Source organism: Agrobacterium radiobacter (assembly GCF_040801995.1).
GTDB classification, from domain to species: Bacteria; Pseudomonadota; Alphaproteobacteria; order Rhizobiales; family Rhizobiaceae; genus Agrobacterium; species Agrobacterium radiobacter.
The window spans coordinates 2029580-2048529 of sequence record NZ_JBEGHX010000002.1; the positions used below are offsets into that span (position 1 = coordinate 2029580).

The following is an 18950-nucleotide window of genomic DNA, read 5'->3' on the forward strand; positions in this document are numbered from 1 at the left end:
CGTTGATTTTCGATCGTTGATAGCCTCCGACATTTGTTGCATACAGTGCAATATAGCTAAGTTATAAGTGCATCAGGTGCACTCCATGGTGGACGGCGGATACGGACATGAGCGAGAAGATCAGAACCCCGATCGACATGAATCTTCTGGTCACCCTCGACACGCTTCTGTCAGAGGGAAGTGTTGCGGGGGCCGCCCAACGTCTGAACCTCTCCGCTCCGGCGATGAGCCGACAGCTGAGCCGTGTCCGCCACCTGCTCGACGATCCGGTTCTGGTGCGGGCGGGACGCGGCCTCGTGCCGACGCCAAGGGCCGAAGCCCTAAGGGAACGTCTGCGCCGGGTCGTGATGGACGCGGAAGAGATCGTGCGCGGCGAAGGCGAGATCGATCCCGCACAGATCGACCGGACCTTCGTCATTCGCGCCAATGACGGCTTTGTCGCAGCTTACGGCGCCGCAATTGCCACTGCAGTTTCTGCCGATGCGCCAAAAGCCAGGATGCGTTTCGCCCCGCAGGGCGAGGAGGATGTGGAATCCCTGCGCGAGGGTAGGGTCGATCTCGACATTGGCGTGATCGGCGCGATGGGGCCGGAGGTTCGGCTGCAGGCGCTATTTCACGATCGCTATGTTGCGGTTGTTCGAAAAGACCACCCCATCATTGCAAGCGCTGTGACGCTGACCGGTTTTACCATCTATCCGCATATTTCCATCTCGCGACGGGGTCGCTTCGAGGGCCCGATCGACAAGGCGCTCGCCGCCCTCGGTCATGCCCGCACCGTTAGCCTGGCCGTGGCAAGCTTTGCCGATGCATTGGAAATCGTTCGAACGAGTGACCACATCACCGCCATGCCGGATCGCCTGACAAAGGTCGCAAGGCGCGATCTGGCGTCCTTTACCTTGCCGGTGGAGACGGACGCGCTCGCCATCTCCCAGGCATGGCACCCGCGTTTCGATGCCGACCCCACCCACAGGTGGCTTCGCTCGCTTGTTCGCGAGATTTGTACGAAATCGGCAGCACGGTCTGTTCTGCCTTTGTGAATACGGGCAAAACATTCTTTTCATGGGCTCTCCGGCGTAAGCAAGTCTACGCTTTGAATATCGTCATAAAATACGTTTCGACGCAGCTTGTACGGATGTTCAGGATAATGCGCGCTCAAGTTTCCTTCTTTTGCGGCTAAATCGTCGTGGGGAATAGGCGCTGAGGTCAAGAGCCGTTCTTCTGCCGCCGAAGTAGTTGGCGACTATCTTCCCGGTCATCGGACCCGATGCAAATCCGACATGTCCGTGCCCGAACGCGTAAAACACATCTGGCGAGACCGTTGAGCGGCCAATGACAGGCAGGCCGTCCGGCGTGGAGGGCCTATGTCCCATCCACCTGTCGAGGATTCTCAGTCCTGCGGTATTGAGCGCAGGATATGAAGTCCGGGCGTGCTCAACGAGAATATCGGCTCTTTCCCAGTTCGGCTCAGCGTTAATTGACGCGAGTTCCACCTGCCCGGACAGTCGAAGCCCTGCCAGGGTTGGTGTGTTAGCCATCTTGCCGTCGCTCGGCATGATCGGGTAACGAGGTCCCTCACCATCGATCTTGAGAACCGTGTGATAACCGCGCTCGCTTTCCAAAAACACATGGTCACCGGCATCAAGAGCGAGGGTCTTTGACCATGCTCCGGCCGATACGACTGCGGCGTCGCAGGGGAGGACGCCGAATTCTGTTTCGACACCGTGCAGGTGGCCATCCTTCAGATGGAAGCCGGTCGCTTTCGTATGAATTATTTGGCCACCGCGCTCCCGAACCTTGTCAACGATCTTTGCCACATAGGCGCCGGGATCTACGCAGTGTGCGCCGCGCTCAGCCAGAATGCCGAAGCCATATCGGTCATCAAGGCCGGGCTCGCGTGCTTTTAATGTCGGCTTATCGAGTTCCTGCCAGCGAAGCCCGGTCAACTTGCGCAGCCGCCACGAGATTTTTTCCTCTTCGAAAGCCTGCCGGTCTGGATAGACGTAAAGCAAGCCCTCCTTGCGGATGAGGGCAGGTGACCCGACCTCGAGAGCAAGCGCCTCGTGGCGTTCCGGGCTGTCATGAAGAAGTTTATCAAGTGCAAGAGCCGTAGCCTCAACACGCCTTAACGATGACCCCGCAACGAGAAACCGCAGGAGCCATGGCAGAAGTTGGATGAGGTTACGCCAGCGGATAACGAGAGGACCGCGGCGATCCAGCAGGAATCCGGGTATCTTCTTCCAGAGCCCAGGCGTGGACATGGGGACGACGGAGGCAGGGCTTATCCAGCAACCATGACCGTAGCTTGCCGACTGCCTCCCGCCTGCCTCACCAATGTCGAGCAAAGTGACCTGATGGCCGTCGCGAACCAGCTCCAGAGCGCTGCAGGCGCCAACAATTCCGCTTCCTATGACGACAATATTTTTCTTTGCCGCTTCCGTCATTTCTGTTTCCTCGGACAGATTTTTCCTCTCCGGCCACGCGGTGCCGAAGTCGAAGAAGGTCTTGTGGTCTGGCGTGTGATCAGGCTTCGGCGAGTACGCGGGCGTTGCTCCGCAGCGAATGCTCCGAAACCGTTATTCCCAATCCCGGTCCATCCGGGACGATAACGTGCCCGTCACTGTTTGCGATTTTTTCTTCCAGTACATCCTCGGTAAGAACGTGGTGCGGCATGTAGAATTCGCAACCCAGTGAAATTCCCGGCATCGCCGCAATGAACTGCGTTCCGGCAGCAAGGGCGACACCTCCTTCCCACAAGGTGCCTCCATAGCCGGGCATGTGGATGAGATCGGCTATACCCATCAGCGTTTGCGCCTCGAATATGCCGCCGGCCTTCATCAGCTTTACGGAAATGGCATCCGCGGCCTTCAAGGGAATGATCTGCATCAGGTCTTGGGCATTGAAGCAGCTTTCGTCGGCAAGGATCGGCGTATCCAGACAGGCGGTAAACGAGGCCATTGCCGCAAGGCATTCCCGAGGGACTGGCTGCTCTATGAAGGTCGGGCTGAAACCTTCGACATCACGCAGCACGCTGATCGCTCCAAAGGGTTCGAGCGCCTGGTTGTAGTCGAGGCGGAGATCGATCGTGTCCCCGAAGGCGTTCCGCATCGCCTCGAGGTGTGCGAGGTCTTCGCGATGGGATTTCACGCCGGTCTTGACCTTGAAGATGCAGTTTCCCTGGGGAACCATCTGTTGCATCCGCTCCATGTCGGCAGCGAAATCGGGATCGGCGATTGAGAAGGAAAGGGGTATCCTGTCGCGAACCCGTCCTCCGATGAGGTCGGCCATGGACAGCCCCGTGGATTTGCCGAGGATATCGAACATCGCCGTTTCGATGGTAAGCTTCGCTTCGCCGTGTCCGACCAGAGCCTTTTTCATCCTGAGAGACAGGGACCTGATCCGGTCAACCGGCGCACCTATCACGAGCGGACGGAGATAGACGTCGATCGCGGCAAAAGCCGCTTCGGCGGTGCCGGTGAAGACTTCCCAGGGGGCTGCCTCACCCCATCCGACGATGCCGGATGACGAGGTCAATTCGACCAGCACGCGCTTCACCGTTCCCTTGACGTTTCCTACACCCTGCAGCCGGGTCATCTTGATCGGGCTTTCGATAAGAAAGACGCGAAGATTGCTGATAGTTTCCATCATATGTGTCCTGCTTTAGAGACTGGAACGCGGGGCCATGCCCTTGTGGAAATGGCTCAGGAATGTTTTGGTCGCTTCCATCGTCGGCGCTTCGATGACCTGTTGCGCCGGTCCTTCTTCGACCACGTAGCCATCCCGCATGAAGATCACCCGCCCGGCGACGTCGCGTGCGAAGGCGATTTCGTGTGTCACGATCACCATCGTCATTCCGTCCGATGCAAGTTTCCGGATTGTTTGCAGCACTTCGCCCACCAGTTCGGGGTCGAGAGCCGACGTCGCCTCGTCAAAGAGCATCACCTCTGGTTCCATTGCGAGCGCACGGGCGATGGCGACACGCTGCTTCTGGCCGCCCGAAAGCGTCTGCGGCATCTGGTTTGCCCGGTCCGCCAACCCCACCTTCTCAAGCTGGAACATGGCAAGATCGGTCGCGGCCCTGCGCTCGAGACGCCGGACATGGATCGGTGCCTCGATAACATTCTCAAGAACGGTCATATGCGGAAAGAGATTGAAATTCTGGAATACCATGCCAGTTCGAGTGCGAAATGACGCCAGAGATCTGACGCTCGGACGCGGCGCCGACATGCCGAACTGGAAGCTCGCTTTCCCGACACGAATACTCCCGGCATCCGGGACGACGAGGAGGTTCATACAGCGCAGCAGTGTCGATTTGCCGGAACCGGACGGGCCGAGAAGGGCGACGACACCTCCTTGTTCGACCTGGATATTGATGTCCTTGAGGACTTCAAGCGGTCCGAAGCTTTTGCGAAGTCGAGCAATATCGATCATGAGGTTTGATGTCGTCATCGCCCTTCTCCAAGCTTGCGTTCACGGCTGCGCACGAAAAGCGTCAGCGGGAAGAGGATGATGAAATAGGCAACGGCAACCGCAGTGTATGTCTCCAGCGGTCGAAAGCTGTCATGTGCAGCCATCTGTCCTTGGTAAACCAGATCCGGAACGGCCAGAACGGATACGAGGGATGTGTTCTTGAACTGGAGAATGGACTGGTTCATCAGGGCCGGGACCATCCGGCGCAGTGCTTGCGGCAGGATGATCCTGCGCATGGAAAGTGCGGGTGTCATGCCAAGCGCCGCCGCCGCTTCCGATTGTCCGGGATCGATCGACACGATGCCGCCGCGGATGATTTCGGCGTAAAATGAACCGCCATAACACGAGAGCGCGAGCAGCGACGCCGTGATCGGCGTCATCTCCACGCCGGCGATCATGGGCAGCGCGTAATAACACCAGATCAACTGCACGAGCACTGGCGTACACCGAAAGATTTCAACGAAGCCGAGCGATAATCCACGCAGAACCGCAAATCTCGAAAGCAGGCAGATGGCGCCGGCAAGGCCTGCCGTCAGACCGCCGATGACGGTTGCAATCGTAAAGCTGATCGTAACTCCAAGCCCCTGTAGAAGGAGCCAACGATAGCCCCACAGGATGGAGAAATCCCATTCATACATATAGTCGATGTCCGATAATCCGAGTTGAAGGATGCGGGGCCTGAAGCCCCGCCGCTAATCAATCAGATTTCAAATCCACTTGGGAAGTCGCTTTCCTTGACGCCCACCAGAGCCATGTTGCTAATGATCGCGTCCCTGATGAAGTTGTTTTCCCGATGGGAGGTGATCCAGCTATTGGCATAGTCGCGCCAGGACTGATCCTCCTCCCGCCTGAAACCGGCATTGGACGTCGTGAAGTCCGCGGGTGAGGGCATCACGATATCGCCGATCGAGGCGTTCTTCGCACGCAGCGAAAGGGCGAGAACCATGACGAGGCACTGGGCGTCGGCGCGCTTTGCCTGCAGGGCGGCGGTCGCATCACTTGCCGTCTTCAGGCGCGATATCGTCGCCTGCGGCGTATGTCGGGAGACCGCCGCATCGTGCGACGAGCCGGCATCGACGGCGATGCGAATATCTGGCTTGTTGAAATCCTCCCAGTTTTTCCCTTCCAGGCCCTTGCGCGTTACAAGGGTGAAAGCGTTCTTGAACACTGGGCCGGAGAAGTCGATGACTTTCTGGCGCTCCGGTGTCGGGTTCAGACCGAAAAACACGTCAATCTTGTTTGCCTGCAAATCCAGAACCGAGTTACCCCAGGTCGTTTCGAGGATCGAAAGTTTGACGCTCAGATCTTCGGCCAGTTTCTGACAGATATCGATATAGAAGCCGCGCCATGTTCCGTCGATCAGGCTTTTTTGATAATAGGGCGCACCGTCGGCGACGCCGCCGATACGAAGAACACCGGGCGATTTGATGCGCTCCAGGCTGCCGGCGGCGAATGCCATCTTCCCGGAAATGAGGGATGTGCCCCCTGCGGCGGCTGCCAACCCCAGCAGTCTGCTGAAATCACGTCTTTTCATGAAGTTCCCCTTTATTATGAAACGATCTGTCTTCGCCAGATCGCGAGGTTTTATCCGCGCATCCCAGGTTTTCCGATGGCTTGCCCCCACCGGCATTCTCCGGCTTCATGAGGTCGGCCTTTGGCGTTTGCCGGATCGCCAATTGTTTAACGACAGCGCACCAAAACAAAAACGTTGAAATCTTCCTCTTTCATGACTTTTATTCATGATGAACAAGGGGACGATATGAGACGTTATTTGCCATCGCTGTCTGCGCTTCACGCCTTCGAAGCCGCTGCGCGTTATATGAATTTCACCCGCGCCGCGGAAGATCTGGGCCTTACTCAGAGCGGCATCAGCCGGCAGATACGGAACTTGGAAGAGTTTCTCGGCGTATCGCTGTTTCACCGCTCCGGGCCACGTTTGGTGCTGACTGAAATCGGCGCGAACTATTACCGCGAACTCGCGCTCACGCTCGACAAGCTCCAGGAGATTTCAATCGACGCGGTTAGGGGGCGGACGATCGACAGTTCGCTAATGATCGGCACGCATCCGGCCATGGGTACGCGATGGCTGCCGCCGCGTCTCGACCGTTTTATTCGCGCCAATCCGGAAGCGCCGGTTGAGGTGATGCTCGCGACCCCGGATGTCGACTTCGAAACCACACGGCTTGATGTTGCGATTCTGCGCGGCGTTGGAACATGGCAACATGCCAGATCGGTGGAGTTGATTGCGGAAGAGATCGCAGTGATTGCGTCTCCGCGGCTGATACAGGCCGGGGCGCAATTGCGCCCAACGGATTTCGCCCTCTTTCCCATGTTGCAGAATGCCAGCCGTCCCAGCATGTGGCTGAACTGGCTCAGGCTTTCGGGTCTCGACTACAGGGGACGAATTTCCGGGACCCGATTTGCACATAACGACATGATCATCAATGCGGCCCTGCATGGAGCCGGCATTGCTGTTGTACCGATCTGTTATGTGGAAGGCGAACTGGAGCGCGGCGAATTGCACTTGCCGTTCGGGCAGCCGATCCTTTCGGGGGACTCTTATTACGCTGTCTATCCGGAGAGAAAAGCCCATCACCCAAGCGTGGTTGCGTTTCGTGATTGGATAATACGCGAAACAAAAAATTACCGGAAAGCGAAAGGCGCATAGCGTCACCTTCTCTTCCAATGTTGATAAGAAAACAGGCGTAAGCATCTGATAATAATTGTGTTTACCAGCGGATTCGTTCCAGGAAGCTCCTGATGAGTGGAACAACGTCGTCGAGGTTCGTTTCTAACAGCCAGTGTCCTGCGTCCAGCAGATGAACCTCGGCATCCGGCAGATCCCGGAGATAGGCGCGGGCGGAGCGCTCGGGCATGTAATGATCCTGCGGTCCCCAGATGATGATAGTCGGCGGCCGATAGGTTTGCAGGTAGCGGCGGTGGATCGGAAACCAGTCGCGATTTGCCTTCAGGTCGGAAAGCAGTTCCGCCGCAATATCCTTTCTCCTTTCGGTCACAAGACTCCAATGCAGTTGCCAGAGGTCAGGAGGAATGAGTGTGGCAAGCTCAGGACGGACGTCATTCAGAAACTCGTCGCGGAAATTCTCTTGGGTGACGGCATCGCGAAATGCGGCGCGCATCCGGTCTGCGGGCAGCGACCAGAACTTCTCGATGTCGGCATATTTCGGCCCCAGCGCGTCTTCATAGGGAATGTCGCCATTCTGGATGATCTGACCCACGATCCGATCCGGATTCATGATTGCAAGCCGTGCTCCGATCGGAGAGCCGAAGTCGTGCAGGTAAAGAACAAAACGATCGAGACCAAGCGTCTCAACAAAAGCATTGAGCCAAGCGGCATAACCGTCAAAGGTACAGGAAAAGGTTTCGGGATTACCGCTATAACCGAAGCCTGGAAAATCCGGTGCGACCAGCCGCCACCTGTCGGCCAATCTGGGCATGAGGTTCCGGAATTCGAAGGATGAACAGGGGTAGCCGTGCGGCAGCAGAATGACCGACGCATCCCGCGGGCCAGCCTCCCTGTAGAAAGTCTCCACCCCGGCAATAGAGGTTTTGCGATGTGTGACGCGCGTGTCCATTGAACTGCTCCCTCAGGGATAAGAGCGCAGAACGGGACAAATGGTTCCGATATCGGGCATGGGCCACACCGTCATCGATCCCGGCATCAGCAAAATGCGACTGTTGTTCGCCACACGGCTCGGCTAAAACCGTTCACAAAACGGACGTGCATCGGGCTGGAGAGAAGACATGATGTTGCAGCAGTCGAAACCACTGAAGGCCGTAGTCGTGGCGTGGATCGCCTTCGCGTCGATTGCTCATGCGCAGGAACCGGTGAATGGATTGATATGGACCGGGGATCCCGCCAGCCATTGCGAATTTGTGTCACCTCTGTCGCTCACGGTGGGTCCGACATACTGGACCGGCGCGTGTCCCGGGAACAAGGCGTCCGGCCTCGGCATGCTTCGCCGTCGAGACGGTGACCGGGCCGGTCCTGCTTTTTATGGGCAAATGCAGGCAGGTGTGCCGGTAATCGGCGTTATCGATGATGAAGGTTATCGCGTTGGCGCGTTCAGCAATGGCGATATCGGCGGTGATACGCAGCAGGAACCACAGGTCGGGCTGGACGCCTTCCGGCTGGCGGCCGAAGCTGCGCGGGAAGTGGCCGGGCGTTATGCCCGGGATGGCAATGCCGCCTCGGCGCGGCACTACGAAGCCGTTGCGAAGCAACTGGAGGATCAAGTCGAATGATGATGTGGTGTCATCGGGGGAAACGTGCCGGCGTCGCATTGGCGCTGGTGGGTTTGGCAGCGCCGTCATTTGCTCAGCAACCCTCACTTCCTGATGATGTCAGCGCTTTCGTCACCCGCCGCGACGGCTGTGATCATTTCCGTGGCGAGGAAGCCACTGACAGTGATCGCCGTGCCCAAATAGAAGAAGCACTGAACCGGCTGTGCCGCGGAAGCGACGCCGAGTTGGCACGCCTCAAACGGCAGTATAGTGGGAACAAGGCTGTCATGACGGTTCTCGAGCGCTATGATCCAGATATTGAAGCCGACGGTCCTGCTGAGTGAAGCGAAAATATTCGCTTCAAAATCAAAGGCGTGAATCAACTCGGCCTGAGTGTGCTACATGAACTGCAGATACAGCCATTTTGGAGACGACTGCCATGTCGAATTCTTCGCGGGACCTGATTATCGCCGCCACACTCATCATCGGCGGCTTGGCGGCTTTTTTCTTCTTTCTCTATCTGACCGGTCACGATCCCGATGAAAGCCCGCTAGGCCTGATGGAATGGATCATTGCCGGCGCTCTGCTCGGACCGGGATTTGGTTATCTGCTGAAGTGGAGAAAAACCAGAGGTCGCTAGCACGGTCGCCTTGGGCCAGCCGCAAATCATTCTGGACTGGCAACCTTTCAAACCGCCATCCGTTTAAACCTCCATGACCGATGCTGACGCAAAACCACAACCAGTCGATGGCACCGGCCAGAATGGTGCAGAAAATATCCATGCTAACAATACCCCGGATGATCCCCTCCCGCCGGAGGAAATGGAACCTGCTTCGGGTCTGACACCAGAGGAGGCCGAAGAGGCCCGCAAGAAATATCTTCTAAAACGTTTCTGGATCAGCGCGCGGGGTTTCTGGAGCCGTCGTGGCGATGCATTGGCATGGCCGTTCTCCATCGGGCTCTTGGCGATGATCGGCATAAATGTCGGTTTCCAATATGGCATCAACGTCTGGAATCGCGGAATTTTCGATGCGATTGAAAAGCGGGATGCATCCACGGTTTATTTTCTCGCTTCCATTTTCCCACCGCTGGTTCTCGGAAGCGTTATGATCGTGACCTCACAGGTCTACGTCAGAATGCGCATCCAGCGGCGCTGGCGCTCTTGGCTGACCAAGGTGCTGGTCTCCCGATGGATTGGCCATGGCCGCTATTACCAGCTCAACCTGATTGATGGTGACCATCAAAATCCGGAGGCAAGGCTATCGGAGGATATGCGGATCGCCACCGAAGCACCCGTGGATTTCGTGGCGGGCGTCATTGCCGCCTTCGTGTCGGCTTCTACCTTTATCGTTGTCCTGTGGACGATTGGCGGTGCCCTGACCCTGCCGATCGGCGGGGCATGGATCACGGTGCCCGGCTTTCTCGTGATTGCGGCGGTGATCTATGCGCTCATCACATCGAGTTCCATCGCGTTGATCGGCCGGAACTTCGTCAGGGTTTCCGAGGTGAAGAACCAGCTGGAGGCAGAATTCCGCTACACGCTGACCCGCGTCCGGGAAAACGGGGAAAGCATCGCCCTGCTTGGCGGCGAAGCGGAGGAGCGAAGCGACCTCGACAGGAGGTTCCGCAATGTCCGGAAGCAGTGGAAGCAGATGGCGCAGCAATATATGCGCACCACTGTCGTGTCGCATGGATCAATGTTGATTGCGCCCGTTGTTCCGCTTCTTCTCTGCGCGCCCAAATTTCTCGACGGCAGCATGTCACTCGGTCAGGTCATGCAGGCGGCATCCGCTTTCACCATCGTTCAATCCGCCTTCGGCTGGCTGGTCGACAACTATCCCCGGCTGGCGGACTGGAATGCCTGCGCACGCCGCGTTGCCTCACTGATGATGTCGCTTGACGGGCTCGAGCGGGCCGAACAGAGCGAAAAGCTTGGCCGGATCGTCCGTGGTGAAACGGAAGGCGAAACGATGCTGAGCCTCAAGGATGTTTCGGTTTCGCTCGGCGACGGTACGGCCGTCGTCAAAGAGACCGATGTCGAAATCGGGCGGGGAGAAAGAGTACTCGTCGCAGGCGAATCCGGATCCGGCAAAAGCACGCTTGTGCGGGCAATCGCGGGCCTGTGGCCGTGGGGCGGGGGCAGCGTCAGTTTTCGCGGCGGCAGCCGGCTTTTCATGTTGCCGCAGCGGCCATATATTCCCTCCGGCACCCTTCGCCGGGCGGTCTGCTATCCGCAGGCGGCCGAGAGCTGGACTTTCGAAGAGATAGGGGAGGCTCTCGACAAGGTCGGTCTTGGCCATCTCAAGGACAAGGTGGAAGAGGAAGCGCCGTGGGACCAAACGCTGTCAGGTGGTGAAAAACAGCGGCTGACCTTTGCCCGCCTGTTGCTGAACGACCCAGACATCATCGTCATGGACGAAGCGACCGCGGCCCTCGACGAAAAAAGCCAGGACAGGATGATGCAGACGGTGATTGATGAATTGCCAGACGCCACGATCATCAGCGTGGCGCATCGTGCCGAGCTCGAGGCCTTCCATAGCCGAAAGATAACGTTGGAACGTCGGGAAGGCGGCGCAAAGCTGGTCAGCGATATCCACCTCATTCCCCGCAAGGCCCGATCCGGCTCTCTGCTTCGGCGTATGGTCAAGCGCAGGTAGAGGTCGTCAGTGGCCCCGAAATTCTAACGCGAACGAATATCGCCCTTTCCGGTGTTCCCGTCTTGTCCGGTGTCACCCGTAAGAACGATAGACGACCATTCGGTGACGTCATAAAATGGCTGGCAGAGGAGGCAACGAAATACTCTTGGGAGGAACCAATGCCTATCTTCATGGACCGGCACGAGCTTGCCGGCGTTTCCGCCGCGGATATTGCCGCGGCACACCTTAAAGATCTCAACATCCAGGATCAGTATGGCGTCAAGTTCTTGACCTACTGGTTTGATGAAAGGCGCGGTACTGCCTTTTGCCTTATGGATGCCCCGGACGCTGCAACCGCGCAGTGCGTGCATCGCGAAGCGCACGGGTTCGTCGCCAGTGAAGTGGTGGAAGTGGCGCTGTCGGCGGTGGAAGCATTTCTCGGGCGAATACAGGATCCGGTGGCTGTTGGGGCTGTCTCGAAAGATATGGACGCCGGCCACCGTGTGATCCTTTTCACTGACATTGTCGGTTCAACCGAGATGACGGCCCGCCTCGGTGATCGTATGGCGGCGGAACTCGTCCGGGCGCACGATGCTCTCGTGCGTGGTTGTCTGGGGCGACGATCGGGACGGGAGGTCAAACATACCGGTGATGGCATAATGGCCGTGTTCTCCTCCGCGCCGTTTGCCGTGGACTGCGCCATTGATATCCAGCGCGAGTTCCATCGTTACAACAGTGACAAAGGGGAGCCCATCCACATCCGTATTGGACTGGATTGTGGTGAGCCAATCGAAGACAGCAATGACTTCTTCGGCACGACCGTGCAATTGGCCGCAAGGCTTTGCGCAGCCGCTGGGAGCGATCAGATCCTGATATCGGACAAGACCTTCCAGGAATATGGCGACGCTGATGTCCTCGTGCATGGCGATCGTTACAGGCTGAAGGGCTTTGCCGAGCCCGTCCTCGCTTATAGTTGCGAGTGGCTGCATTAGCTATGGCACGCCGCCCTTGGGTAAAATCTTGGGCTGAAAGCGCTTGCCTGCCGGGTATAAGGGTAGATCGGCGGGCTGGCCTTCAGCGCCATATTTCCATTAGGCCGCCTGCGGTGCCATGCACTGGGTCTGTCTCAGGTTTCGGCAGGGACCTTATCCGCTCAAGCATTTCCGCGCTTGGTGCAGAGGTCTGAATATCGGCCTTTTGCCCGGGCGGATAAGCACCTACCACTTGAAAATCCGCAGAAGATCTCAGCTTCATATGGCCGGTTCCGGCGGGCAGTATCAGGCAGTCACTCCGGGTCACGTCAAGAATTTTCCCCTCCGGCCCGCCAATCTGCAATGTCGCCTCACCACGCCCCACGCCCAGAACCTCGTGTGCGCCGCTGTGGTAGTGGTGGTAGTCGAACACGCCATTGCGCCAGATGCCGCTCCATCCGTTGCGGGAAAATATCGCTTCGAAATCCGCGGAATGAAAGTCTGTGCCGACATTTCGATAAACGACGACGGCAAAGGTCTGATTGTTGGGAACCTGCCCGCCGGGGCCGAAAGTGAGTTGCTCGGTTTTCATGTTGATGCTCCTCATGGCCCTGGCCACGGGAGGGTGGGCTTATCAGAGGTTCAGGTCATAATCTCATGAGAATATCAGTTCCGGCGGTCTCAAACTCGGAAAACCAAGCTTAAGACTGCCGGAGAAGTGGCCGGTTTATTCGGCCGTCGCCTGAATATCGACCTTGTCGAGAAGACCCATCGGATTGTCGGAAGCGGAAACCAGGTCAAAAATACCGAGGCCATTTGCGCCCGTGGATTTGACCGTTACCGTCAAGGTTCCAGGTTTGCTGATGAACTGGACGAGCGCTTCCACCGCGTTTTGCAGCTTCGGCTGTTCAGCTGCCACCTGCGGCAGCATCATGCCCGCCACCAGTGTCAGAGTCGCGCGCACCTGATCTTCCGTCATATCGTTCTGCAGGGCATAAAGCTTGATCGCCTTGGCCATCAAACCTTCGTCCTTGATCGTGAGCTTCACCTCGCGGCCGGCGAGCCCGAAGAGCGCCGCCTGCGCGCGATTGACGTCAAAAGAGAAGAACTCTTCGGTAAAGCCGCTTACCAGACCGGCAAAATTGACGCTGCCGAAATCCTTGCTGCTGAGCGAGATGTCACGGATCACCAGATTGCTGTTCGGTTCGTCCCAGCCTGCGGCGAGGCCGTAAGAGAAGGCCAGTGTCTCGAGACCCAGTTTGCGGGCTTCGACGAAAACTTCCTCCTCCGAGTCGGCGGGGATCGGAAGCGTGAGCTCGTCCTGCTTGATCTCGATATCGGTGGGGATGCCGTTGAAGGGCTTGGTCAGCCCCATCTCGAAATTCTTGAGTGAGAACTTGATACGCTCAGGCGTTCCCGTCGTTTCTTCCTCCGGCTTTTCCGGCGCGGCTATGTCGACGTTGATGCCGCCGACGCGCACCCGGCCAAGTTCCGGTATGAGGCGGTTAAACTGAAAGGTCTCGATCTGCGTCTCGTCGAGCGCGATGATCTCGGAAATTCCCTTGATCGTCGAACTCCAGTCAAAGCCATTGAGGCTTGCTTCCGCGACTTCGATCTTGCCGTCGCCGTCTCCGATCGACATGCCATTCAAGCCGAAGTCGAGCTTGCGGCTGTCCATCTGCATGTCGATGCGGTCGATGGCAACCTTGACCCTTTTGCCAGCAGCCCCTTCTTTTTCATCCGGCGCATCGACCTTCATGCCGATTAGCTGCATGTTGCTTTTGCCGATCATGTCGAGAATGGAAATGGCCTTTGCGAAAAGCGCCTGGCGCGCCTGCGGAGAAAGCTCGTCGGGATTTTGGGTCGCCGTTAGCGCTTTCAGGGTATCCAGCAGCGGCTCTGATGGCATACGGGCGGTAAAGCCGTCGCTGCGGATTTCATCGTAGCTGAAATGACCATCTCCGTCAGAGAATGAAACCGTCTTGACGGAGAGCGGCCCGTAGAGAGGTTTTGCCTCCTTGTCTTCGGGGCCTGCCTTTTCCGTATAGAGCCGGGCGAGATAAGCGATATCGATGACCTGGCCGGCGATTGCGCCGGTCGAGACGACCATATGCTTGTCCTTCATCGCGCCATCGCTGTCGGGAAGCTGCATCTTGATGTCGTAGCCGCCACTGTCGATCGAATAGCTGGCGATGCGACCGCCGGCGATCTCGGAGAGAGCGACGTTCTTGTAAACGGTCTTCTGCTCGGTGGTCGCGACGGACTGGGTAAACGTCACCTCAGGCGTGGAAATGCGCGCGGCTGCGAAGCGCTCGATGCGCCGGGGCAGGGAGTTGCCGTTTTCTTCCGCCTGTCCCGGCTTTTCGAAAGCGGCATTCTCGACGCGGGCCTGCGCCATCGAAATCTTTCCGGTGGGCACATCGATATCGATGGTCGTCATGTCAAGCGCGCCGTCCAGAAACGGAAGTTTCGGACGTCCGTCGATAGCCGCGATCTTGATATTCTTGCCGTCTTCAAGCGGCAGCGTCAGATCGCGAACATGAATTTTCCCGAGAAAATCGACCTCGATGGAAGTGGCGGTCGCGCCGCTGCGGGCAACGAGTTCCTTGACCTTTGCTTCGTAGAAGGTCTTGCCGCCGATGACGCCTGCGGCAGCAACGGCAATAATTGCAACCGCCGCCCAAAGCGCCCGGCGCCGACCCTTGCCGGTCTGGATGTTTTCCTGTTCCACGAAGTTGGTCCTCTCTAACGAACTGATATTAGCCGCCTTTTAAGCACGCAAAAGTTGCTTAGCAAGGGGGCAGCGCTGTCTGAATCCTGGTGTGAAAAGTCTCGACGCGGATGAGGCGTTTCCGCCCCCCTTCTCCATCGGGTTGAAGTTATCTCCAGAACATGAGCGCCATACCCGCCACGACAAGTGCGGCGCCGGCCCATGCGCCGGGTGCCGGCACTTCCCGTGTTCTCAGCCACAGCAATGGCAGGATAATCACCGGCGTCGTTGCCGACAGTGTCGAGACAATGCCGACCTTGCCGCCGGAAAGGGCAAAGAGAAGCAGCGTCATGCCGAAAGCCAGGGCGATGATGCCCGTGAACGCCGTCTGGAGAAACAGGCTTCTGGTCATCGGGCCTCTGGGCCTGACAGCCTCGATCGGCAGCATGGTTAGCGCCGTCAGGCAAAGGGCGGCCACCCCGACACGCAGCATCGAAGCGGCAAGAGGATCGATCCCGGTCGCCATCACGGGCCTTGCGATGAGCGAGCCGACCGCCTGGCTGAGCGCGGCCAGAAGGCCGAAGAGCACGCCGAGCCAGAGCGACCCCTTCACGCTCTCCCACTCATGCAGCTGCGCCTTGCGCTTGCCGAAGAGGATTGCCAGCAGCACGCCGCTGAGTGTCAGGCCTATGCCGGTAATGGCGCTCGCGGGAAGCTGCTCGCCAAGCACCGCCCATGCCAGCAGTGCGGCGATCGGGGCATTCAGCGCAAACAGGATTCCCGAACGGCGCGGCCCCAGCCGGTTGAGGCAGGTGAAGAGAAGCGTGTCGCCAACAAAAATGCCGATGAAGCCGGAAAGAAGAAGTGACGACAGCGCCTCTGGCTGAAGCTCCCGCCAGGAGCCTGACGCGAACACATAGACCCCGAGCAGAGCGGCGACAAAAAGCTGCCGCGTCCTGTTGAAGGCGAGCGCTCCGAGCCGCCCCGCCGGGCCCGCGGCAAGAAGCCCGGTTATCGCCCAGCACGTCGCGGCGCCCACTGCAGCCAGTTCATAGATCGGCATGTTTTCCCCGTCGATTCGCAGTCTGCTTCCGGCTGCGGACACTATCCCTGTCTGCACCCATCGCAGATTCCGGGGTTGCCCGCTATACCACAAGCATCGCCATCAACGGCATGAATCCGCATATGCCTGCGCCGCGCCAGCCGGCACGGTCGCTCCGCCACAGATGCTCCGCACCCGTACAGCCGCCTGCTTCTCGATGCCAGCGTGCGCCGGCATCGAGACTGCGAAGGGGCAGTTTGTTCACCGTGCGTCACGCACCATTGATGATATTGCAGATGCCCTCGCGAATAACGTTCTTGTCCGCGATCTGTCCTGCCTGAATGTTGAAGACAGCATCAATCCGTACCGCAGCGCCTTTCTGCCGGGCCACGACCCGCAGTGTCTGAATTCTGCCGCTGCCGCTGGTCTCCTGGTGCGCATCGATGGAAGACAGCGCCTTGTTGATCTGGATGCCTGAAAAACCTTCCGCCGCCACGGCCTGCGCGAGCTTTTGAAGCACGGCGGGCGCTTTCGCCTTGGGCAGTTCCTGCCAGGACTTGTAAGAGACAGCCGTCACCATCGGTACACCTGAGACAGTGAAGTTCTTCTCGCAGGATGCGGCGAGGACGGGGCTTGAGAAGGCGATCAGGCCAAGCGCTGCTATGACATATTTCATTTTGGATAATCCAATCGTTGGTGAAGGCTGAAAGCTGCCGGTCGCATCAGAATGTCGACCGTTTTCCTCTGTAGGTAGACGGAGGCGGAAGAGCCTCATGGGCTTGCGCCAGCGTCTCAAGCCATGTCGCCAGGCCAGCGGGAACCTCCTCGTTGCCCGCTTCCAGCGCCTCAATCCATGAAAGTTCGCATTGCAGCGCGGACGCAATATTGATCGGCGTCCAGCGGATCACCCGCAGGCATTGATTAAAGCGTTCCGGTGACATGATGATTTGATTTTTCCCCGTCTTTTCCCGGCGAAGCTCACTCAGGCAGCTGCGAGAGTCAATCTTTTTTTGCAACTTTTGATGGCTTGTTTCCAGCCCAGCAGTCGCATCTGCCGCCCGTTGCCGAACGCCATGCGCATGAAGGGGAATGGCTCGGTTACCCGAACGAAACGGCCGGGCGACGCATCGGTATTTCATCCCAGGGCAATTCCTCCCGATGAAACCTAGTTAATGTGCTAAGTTTTCCTTGCTCGGTCATGGTGGAACATGATAGTTAGCAACATGACTAAGCATCATCAGGAACTTTCATTGATCTTCCAGGCTCTGGCCGATCCAACGCGGCGGGCGATTCTGGCGCGCCTCGGCGGCGGGCCGGCACCGGTGATGGAGTTGTCCGCGCCCACGGGGCTGCGTCTGCCCACGGTGATGCGGCATCTTTCCGTGCTGGAGGAGGCGGGGCTGATCATCACGTCCAAGGATGGGCGGGTGCGCACCTGCGCCATCGTGCCCGAAGCGCTGGAGCCGGTCAGAACATGGCTCGATGAGCAACGGGCCGTGTGGGAGAGCCGGCTTGACCGGCTGGAGGCATTTGCAATGCAGACCATGAAGGAGGATTCGGAATGACAACGAAACCCGGTCAACAGAGCGCACGCGCTGAACCACATCTGCCACAAGAGCGTTTTGCGACGCTCAGCTTCGAACGGGAGATTGCCGTTCCGTTATCGGCGCTCTGGCAGGTCTGGCTGTCACCTGCTGCCCGGGCGGTCTGGGCCTCTCCCGCGCCCTCGGTTACCTTGGAATTTCTGGAGGCGGACAGCAGGCTGGGCGGTCGAGAGGTTTCGCTCTGCAAGGTTGCCGGCCAGCCGGATATGCGCTGTGAATGCGGCTGGCTGGAACTGCAGCCAACCCGCCGCAGCGTGAATTACGAGGTGGTCTCATCCGGCGGCGTAACGCAATCGGCAGCGCTGGTGACTGCCGATTTTCAGGCCACGGAAGAGCGTAGCCGCTTGACTGTAACGGTGCAGCTTTCCTCCCTGGCCGATGATATGCGCGATGGCTATCAACAAGGTTTCAGCGCCGGTCTCAACAATCTGGCGAACGTGGCCGGGCGGACCATGGTGCTGGAGCGAACGATAAAGGTGCCGCGAAACATTGTCTGGAAAGCCTGGATGAACGAAAAGACGCTGCCGCAATGGTGGGGACCCGAAGGGTTTTCCTGCCGCACGAAGAGGATTGATCTGCGAACCGGCGGGGAATGGCTTTTTGACATGATCGGTCCTGACGGCACAGTCTTCCCGAACCATCATCGTTATGTCGAGGTCCGGCCCGAAGAGAGGATCGGCTATACGCTGCTATGGGGCGAGAACGGGTCGAAACATGCCGACGCCTGGGCCTCCTTCGAAGATCAGGACGGCGCGACGAAAGTCGTGCTGGGCATGGTGTTCAGCACGGAGGCCGAGTTCCAGCAAGCGAAGGGCTTCGGTGCCGTGGAACTGGGTCAGCAAACGCTGGGCAAATTGGAACGCTTCGCCAAGGCCCCATAGATGCGCCGTGCTCTCAGCTCCCTGTGCGGAGGTCTCGATATTGGCTTCTGTCCAGACCGGCATTGTTCTTCAAAGCCGCTCTGCGTGCGCGAGATCGTCTTGCAGGTTCCACCAAAGCAGGGCAGCAACGGCAAAGCCGGTTCCTATGATGACCTTCGAATTCTTGATCCTCATTCGTGTTTTCCCGTCTGAATAGAAATATTTCGCCCCGCCGACAAAGTGAAGAATAGTCCGTTTGACGTCGTACGACCCTGACCATACCGACAGAGCGGCCATAGCGTCCTGATGGTGCGCGAGCTTGGGCTGTTTTCCGTTGCGGAAGGTATCGAGAAGGAAGAGCAGGCGGTCTATCTGCGGGAACATAGTATCGACTTCGGTCAGGGCTGGCTCTTTT

The 18950-nt window shown here is 58.2% G+C and carries 20 protein-coding genes and 1 pseudogene; 10 read left to right on the top strand and 11 right to left on the bottom strand.

From position 1 onward, the window contains the following. The first annotated feature begins 107 nt into the window (after positions 1–107). On the top strand, positions 108–1037 hold the full coding sequence (locus tag MRBLRC7O_RS23050; RefSeq protein WP_111834002.1) for a LysR family transcriptional regulator: 930 nt from the start codon (positions 108–110) through the stop codon (positions 1035–1037). Between the two features lie 99 nt (positions 1038–1136). On the opposite strand, the gene MRBLRC7O_RS23055 is transcribed toward MRBLRC7O_RS23050, so the two are convergent. From MRBLRC7O_RS23055 to MRBLRC7O_RS23075, 5 genes are all read right to left on the bottom strand, one after another. Beyond that, complete coding sequence (locus MRBLRC7O_RS23055) at positions 1137–2441, bottom strand: NAD(P)/FAD-dependent oxidoreductase (protein WP_367727699.1); 1305 nt, start codon at positions 2439–2441, stop codon at positions 1137–1139. A 79-nt stretch (positions 2442–2520) separates the two neighbouring features. Then, positions 2521–3645: an enolase C-terminal domain-like protein gene (locus tag MRBLRC7O_RS23060; RefSeq protein WP_367727700.1), complete on the bottom strand. Its 1125-nt coding sequence runs from the start codon at positions 3643–3645 to the stop codon at positions 2521–2523. A 12-nt stretch (positions 3646–3657) separates the two neighbouring features. Further along, positions 3658–4446: an amino acid ABC transporter ATP-binding protein gene (locus tag MRBLRC7O_RS23065; protein ID WP_060727195.1), complete on the bottom strand. Its 789-nt coding sequence runs from the start codon at positions 4444–4446 to the stop codon at positions 3658–3660. Beyond that, positions 4443–5105: an amino acid ABC transporter permease gene (locus tag MRBLRC7O_RS23070; RefSeq protein ID WP_367727701.1), complete on the bottom strand. Its 663-nt coding sequence runs from the start codon at positions 5103–5105 to the stop codon at positions 4443–4445. Before MRBLRC7O_RS23070 ends, MRBLRC7O_RS23065 begins: the two co-directional genes overlap by 4 nt. A gap of 62 nt (positions 5106–5167) precedes the next feature. After that, entirely contained in the window at positions 5168–6001 is an 834-nt protein-coding gene (locus MRBLRC7O_RS23075; protein WP_367727702.1) for a transporter substrate-binding domain-containing protein, read from the bottom strand. 192 nt (positions 6002–6193) lie between these two features. Here MRBLRC7O_RS23075 and MRBLRC7O_RS23080 point away from each other — a divergent pair, with 192 nt between their 5' ends. Beyond that, entirely contained in the window at positions 6194–7135 is a 942-nt protein-coding gene (locus MRBLRC7O_RS23080) for a LysR substrate-binding domain-containing protein (RefSeq protein ID WP_223564920.1), read from the top strand. Positions 7136–7196: 61 nt separating this feature from the next. On the opposite strand, the gene MRBLRC7O_RS23085 is transcribed toward MRBLRC7O_RS23080, so the two are convergent. After that, complete coding sequence (locus MRBLRC7O_RS23085) at positions 7197–8063, bottom strand: alpha/beta fold hydrolase (protein WP_060727192.1); 867 nt, start codon at positions 8061–8063, stop codon at positions 7197–7199. A gap of 175 nt (positions 8064–8238) precedes the next feature. Between MRBLRC7O_RS23085 and MRBLRC7O_RS23090 the strand changes: the two genes are divergently transcribed. From MRBLRC7O_RS23090 to MRBLRC7O_RS23110, 5 genes are all read left to right on the top strand, one after another. After that, positions 8239–8733, top strand: coding sequence for a hypothetical protein (locus MRBLRC7O_RS23090; protein ID WP_373427969.1), 495 nt, complete (start codon positions 8239–8241; stop codon positions 8731–8733). Further along, the gene (locus MRBLRC7O_RS23095; RefSeq protein ID WP_181018429.1) at positions 8730–9056 is read left to right on the top strand and encodes a hypothetical protein; all 327 of its coding nucleotides are present in this window, start codon (positions 8730–8732) and stop codon (positions 9054–9056) included. The genes MRBLRC7O_RS23090 and MRBLRC7O_RS23095 overlap by 4 nt, the downstream gene beginning before the upstream one ends. A 95-nt stretch (positions 9057–9151) precedes the next feature. Further along, entirely contained in the window at positions 9152–9352 is a 201-nt protein-coding gene (locus MRBLRC7O_RS23100) for a hypothetical protein (RefSeq protein ID WP_060727190.1), read from the top strand. Positions 9353–9425: 73 nt separating this feature from the next. Then, positions 9426–11369: an ABC transporter ATP-binding protein/permease gene (locus MRBLRC7O_RS23105; protein WP_367727703.1), complete on the top strand. Its 1944-nt coding sequence runs from the start codon at positions 9426–9428 to the stop codon at positions 11367–11369. A gap of 158 nt (positions 11370–11527) precedes the next feature. Continuing rightward, positions 11528–12340 carry a nickel-binding protein gene (locus tag MRBLRC7O_RS23110; protein WP_060727188.1) on the top strand — a complete coding sequence of 271 codons (813 nt, stop codon included), beginning with the start codon at positions 11528–11530 and terminating at the stop codon, positions 12338–12340. Between the two features lie 82 nt (positions 12341–12422). Here the strand turns inward: MRBLRC7O_RS23110 and MRBLRC7O_RS23115 are convergent, their stop codons facing one another. The 5 genes from MRBLRC7O_RS23115 to MRBLRC7O_RS23135 all read right to left on the bottom strand — a co-directional run bounded on the left by MRBLRC7O_RS23115 (position 12423) and on the right by MRBLRC7O_RS23135 (position 17012). Next, positions 12423–12911, bottom strand: a complete 489-nt coding sequence (locus tag MRBLRC7O_RS23115) for a hypothetical protein (protein ID WP_060727187.1) — start codon at positions 12909–12911, stop codon at positions 12423–12425. Positions 12912–13046: 135 nt separating this feature from the next. Continuing rightward, the gene (locus tag MRBLRC7O_RS23120; RefSeq protein WP_060727186.1) at positions 13047–15050 is read right to left on the bottom strand and encodes an aq_1923 C-terminal domain; all 2004 of its coding nucleotides are present in this window, start codon (positions 15048–15050) and stop codon (positions 13047–13049) included. A gap of 148 nt (positions 15051–15198) precedes the next feature. Then, positions 15199–16092 (bottom strand): DMT family transporter, encoded by an 894-nt coding sequence (locus MRBLRC7O_RS23125; protein WP_060727185.1) that lies wholly within the window; start codon positions 16090–16092, stop codon positions 15199–15201. A 250-nt stretch (positions 16093–16342) separates the two neighbouring features. Further along, a complete protein-coding gene (locus MRBLRC7O_RS23130; protein ID WP_020009925.1) occupies positions 16343–16747 on the bottom strand; it encodes a hypothetical protein in 405 nt (134 codons plus the stop codon). A 46-nt stretch (positions 16748–16793) separates the two neighbouring features. Further along, entirely contained in the window at positions 16794–17012 is a 219-nt protein-coding gene (locus MRBLRC7O_RS23135; RefSeq protein ID WP_003505772.1) for a hypothetical protein, read from the bottom strand. 282 nt (positions 17013–17294) lie between these two features. Here MRBLRC7O_RS23135 and MRBLRC7O_RS23140 point away from each other — a divergent pair, with 282 nt between their 5' ends. The 3 genes and pseudogenes from MRBLRC7O_RS23140 to MRBLRC7O_RS23150 form a co-directional block, all read left to right on the top strand. Beyond that, positions 17295–17636: an ArsR/SmtB family transcription factor gene (locus MRBLRC7O_RS23140; protein WP_060727184.1), complete on the top strand. Its 342-nt coding sequence runs from the start codon at positions 17295–17297 to the stop codon at positions 17634–17636. Continuing rightward, positions 17633–18556, top strand: a complete 924-nt coding sequence (locus tag MRBLRC7O_RS23145) for an SRPBCC family protein (RefSeq protein WP_060727183.1) — start codon at positions 17633–17635, stop codon at positions 18554–18556. The genes MRBLRC7O_RS23140 and MRBLRC7O_RS23145 overlap by 4 nt, the downstream gene beginning before the upstream one ends. Positions 18557–18841: 285 nt before the next feature. Beyond that, positions 18842–18901: pseudogene (locus MRBLRC7O_RS23150) on the top strand (hypothetical protein); the annotation flags it as partial. Positions 18902–18950 lie beyond the last annotated feature (49 nt).

Bases quoted from the DNA above. Each gene is read 5' to 3' on its own strand.
- MRBLRC7O_RS23130 (WP_020009925.1), bottom strand. From the start codon at position 16,747: ATGAAATATGTCATAGCAGCGCTTGGCCTGATCGCCTTCTCAAGCCCC.
- MRBLRC7O_RS23105 (WP_367727703.1), top strand. From the start codon at position 9,426: ATGACCGATGCTGACGCAAAACCACAACCAGTCGATGGCACCGGCCAG.
- MRBLRC7O_RS23115 (WP_060727187.1), bottom strand. From the start codon at position 12,911: ATGAAAACCGAGCAACTCACTTTCGGCCCCGGCGGGCAGGTTCCCAAC.
- MRBLRC7O_RS23140 (WP_060727184.1), top strand. From the start codon at position 17,295: ATGACTAAGCATCATCAGGAACTTTCATTGATCTTCCAGGCTCTGGCC.
- MRBLRC7O_RS23075 (WP_367727702.1), bottom strand. From the start codon at position 6,001: ATGAAAAGACGTGATTTCAGCAGACTGCTGGGGTTGGCAGCCGCCGCA.
- MRBLRC7O_RS23060 (WP_367727700.1), bottom strand. From the start codon at position 3,645: ATGATGGAAACTATCAGCAATCTTCGCGTCTTTCTTATCGAAAGCCCG.
- MRBLRC7O_RS23100 (WP_060727190.1), top strand. From the start codon at position 9,152: ATGTCGAATTCTTCGCGGGACCTGATTATCGCCGCCACACTCATCATC.
- MRBLRC7O_RS23135 (WP_003505772.1), bottom strand. From the start codon at position 17,012: ATGTCACCGGAACGCTTTAATCAATGCCTGCGGGTGATCCGCTGGACG.
- MRBLRC7O_RS23110 (WP_060727188.1), top strand. From the start codon at position 11,528: ATGCCTATCTTCATGGACCGGCACGAGCTTGCCGGCGTTTCCGCCGCG.
- MRBLRC7O_RS23095 (WP_181018429.1), top strand. From the start codon at position 8,730: ATGATGATGTGGTGTCATCGGGGGAAACGTGCCGGCGTCGCATTGGCG.
- MRBLRC7O_RS23080 (WP_223564920.1), top strand. From the start codon at position 6,194: ATGACTTTTATTCATGATGAACAAGGGGACGATATGAGACGTTATTTG.
- MRBLRC7O_RS23085 (WP_060727192.1), bottom strand. From the start codon at position 8,063: ATGGACACGCGCGTCACACATCGCAAAACCTCTATTGCCGGGGTGGAG.
- MRBLRC7O_RS23145 (WP_060727183.1), top strand. From the start codon at position 17,633: ATGACAACGAAACCCGGTCAACAGAGCGCACGCGCTGAACCACATCTG.
- MRBLRC7O_RS23050 (WP_111834002.1), top strand. From the start codon at position 108: ATGAGCGAGAAGATCAGAACCCCGATCGACATGAATCTTCTGGTCACC.
- MRBLRC7O_RS23055 (WP_367727699.1), bottom strand. From the start codon at position 2,441: ATGACGGAAGCGGCAAAGAAAAATATTGTCGTCATAGGAAGCGGAATT.
- MRBLRC7O_RS23125 (WP_060727185.1), bottom strand. From the start codon at position 16,092: ATGCCGATCTATGAACTGGCTGCAGTGGGCGCCGCGACGTGCTGGGCG.
- MRBLRC7O_RS23070 (WP_367727701.1), bottom strand. From the start codon at position 5,105: ATGTATGAATGGGATTTCTCCATCCTGTGGGGCTATCGTTGGCTCCTT.
- MRBLRC7O_RS23065 (WP_060727195.1), bottom strand. From the start codon at position 4,446: ATGACGACATCAAACCTCATGATCGATATTGCTCGACTTCGCAAAAGC.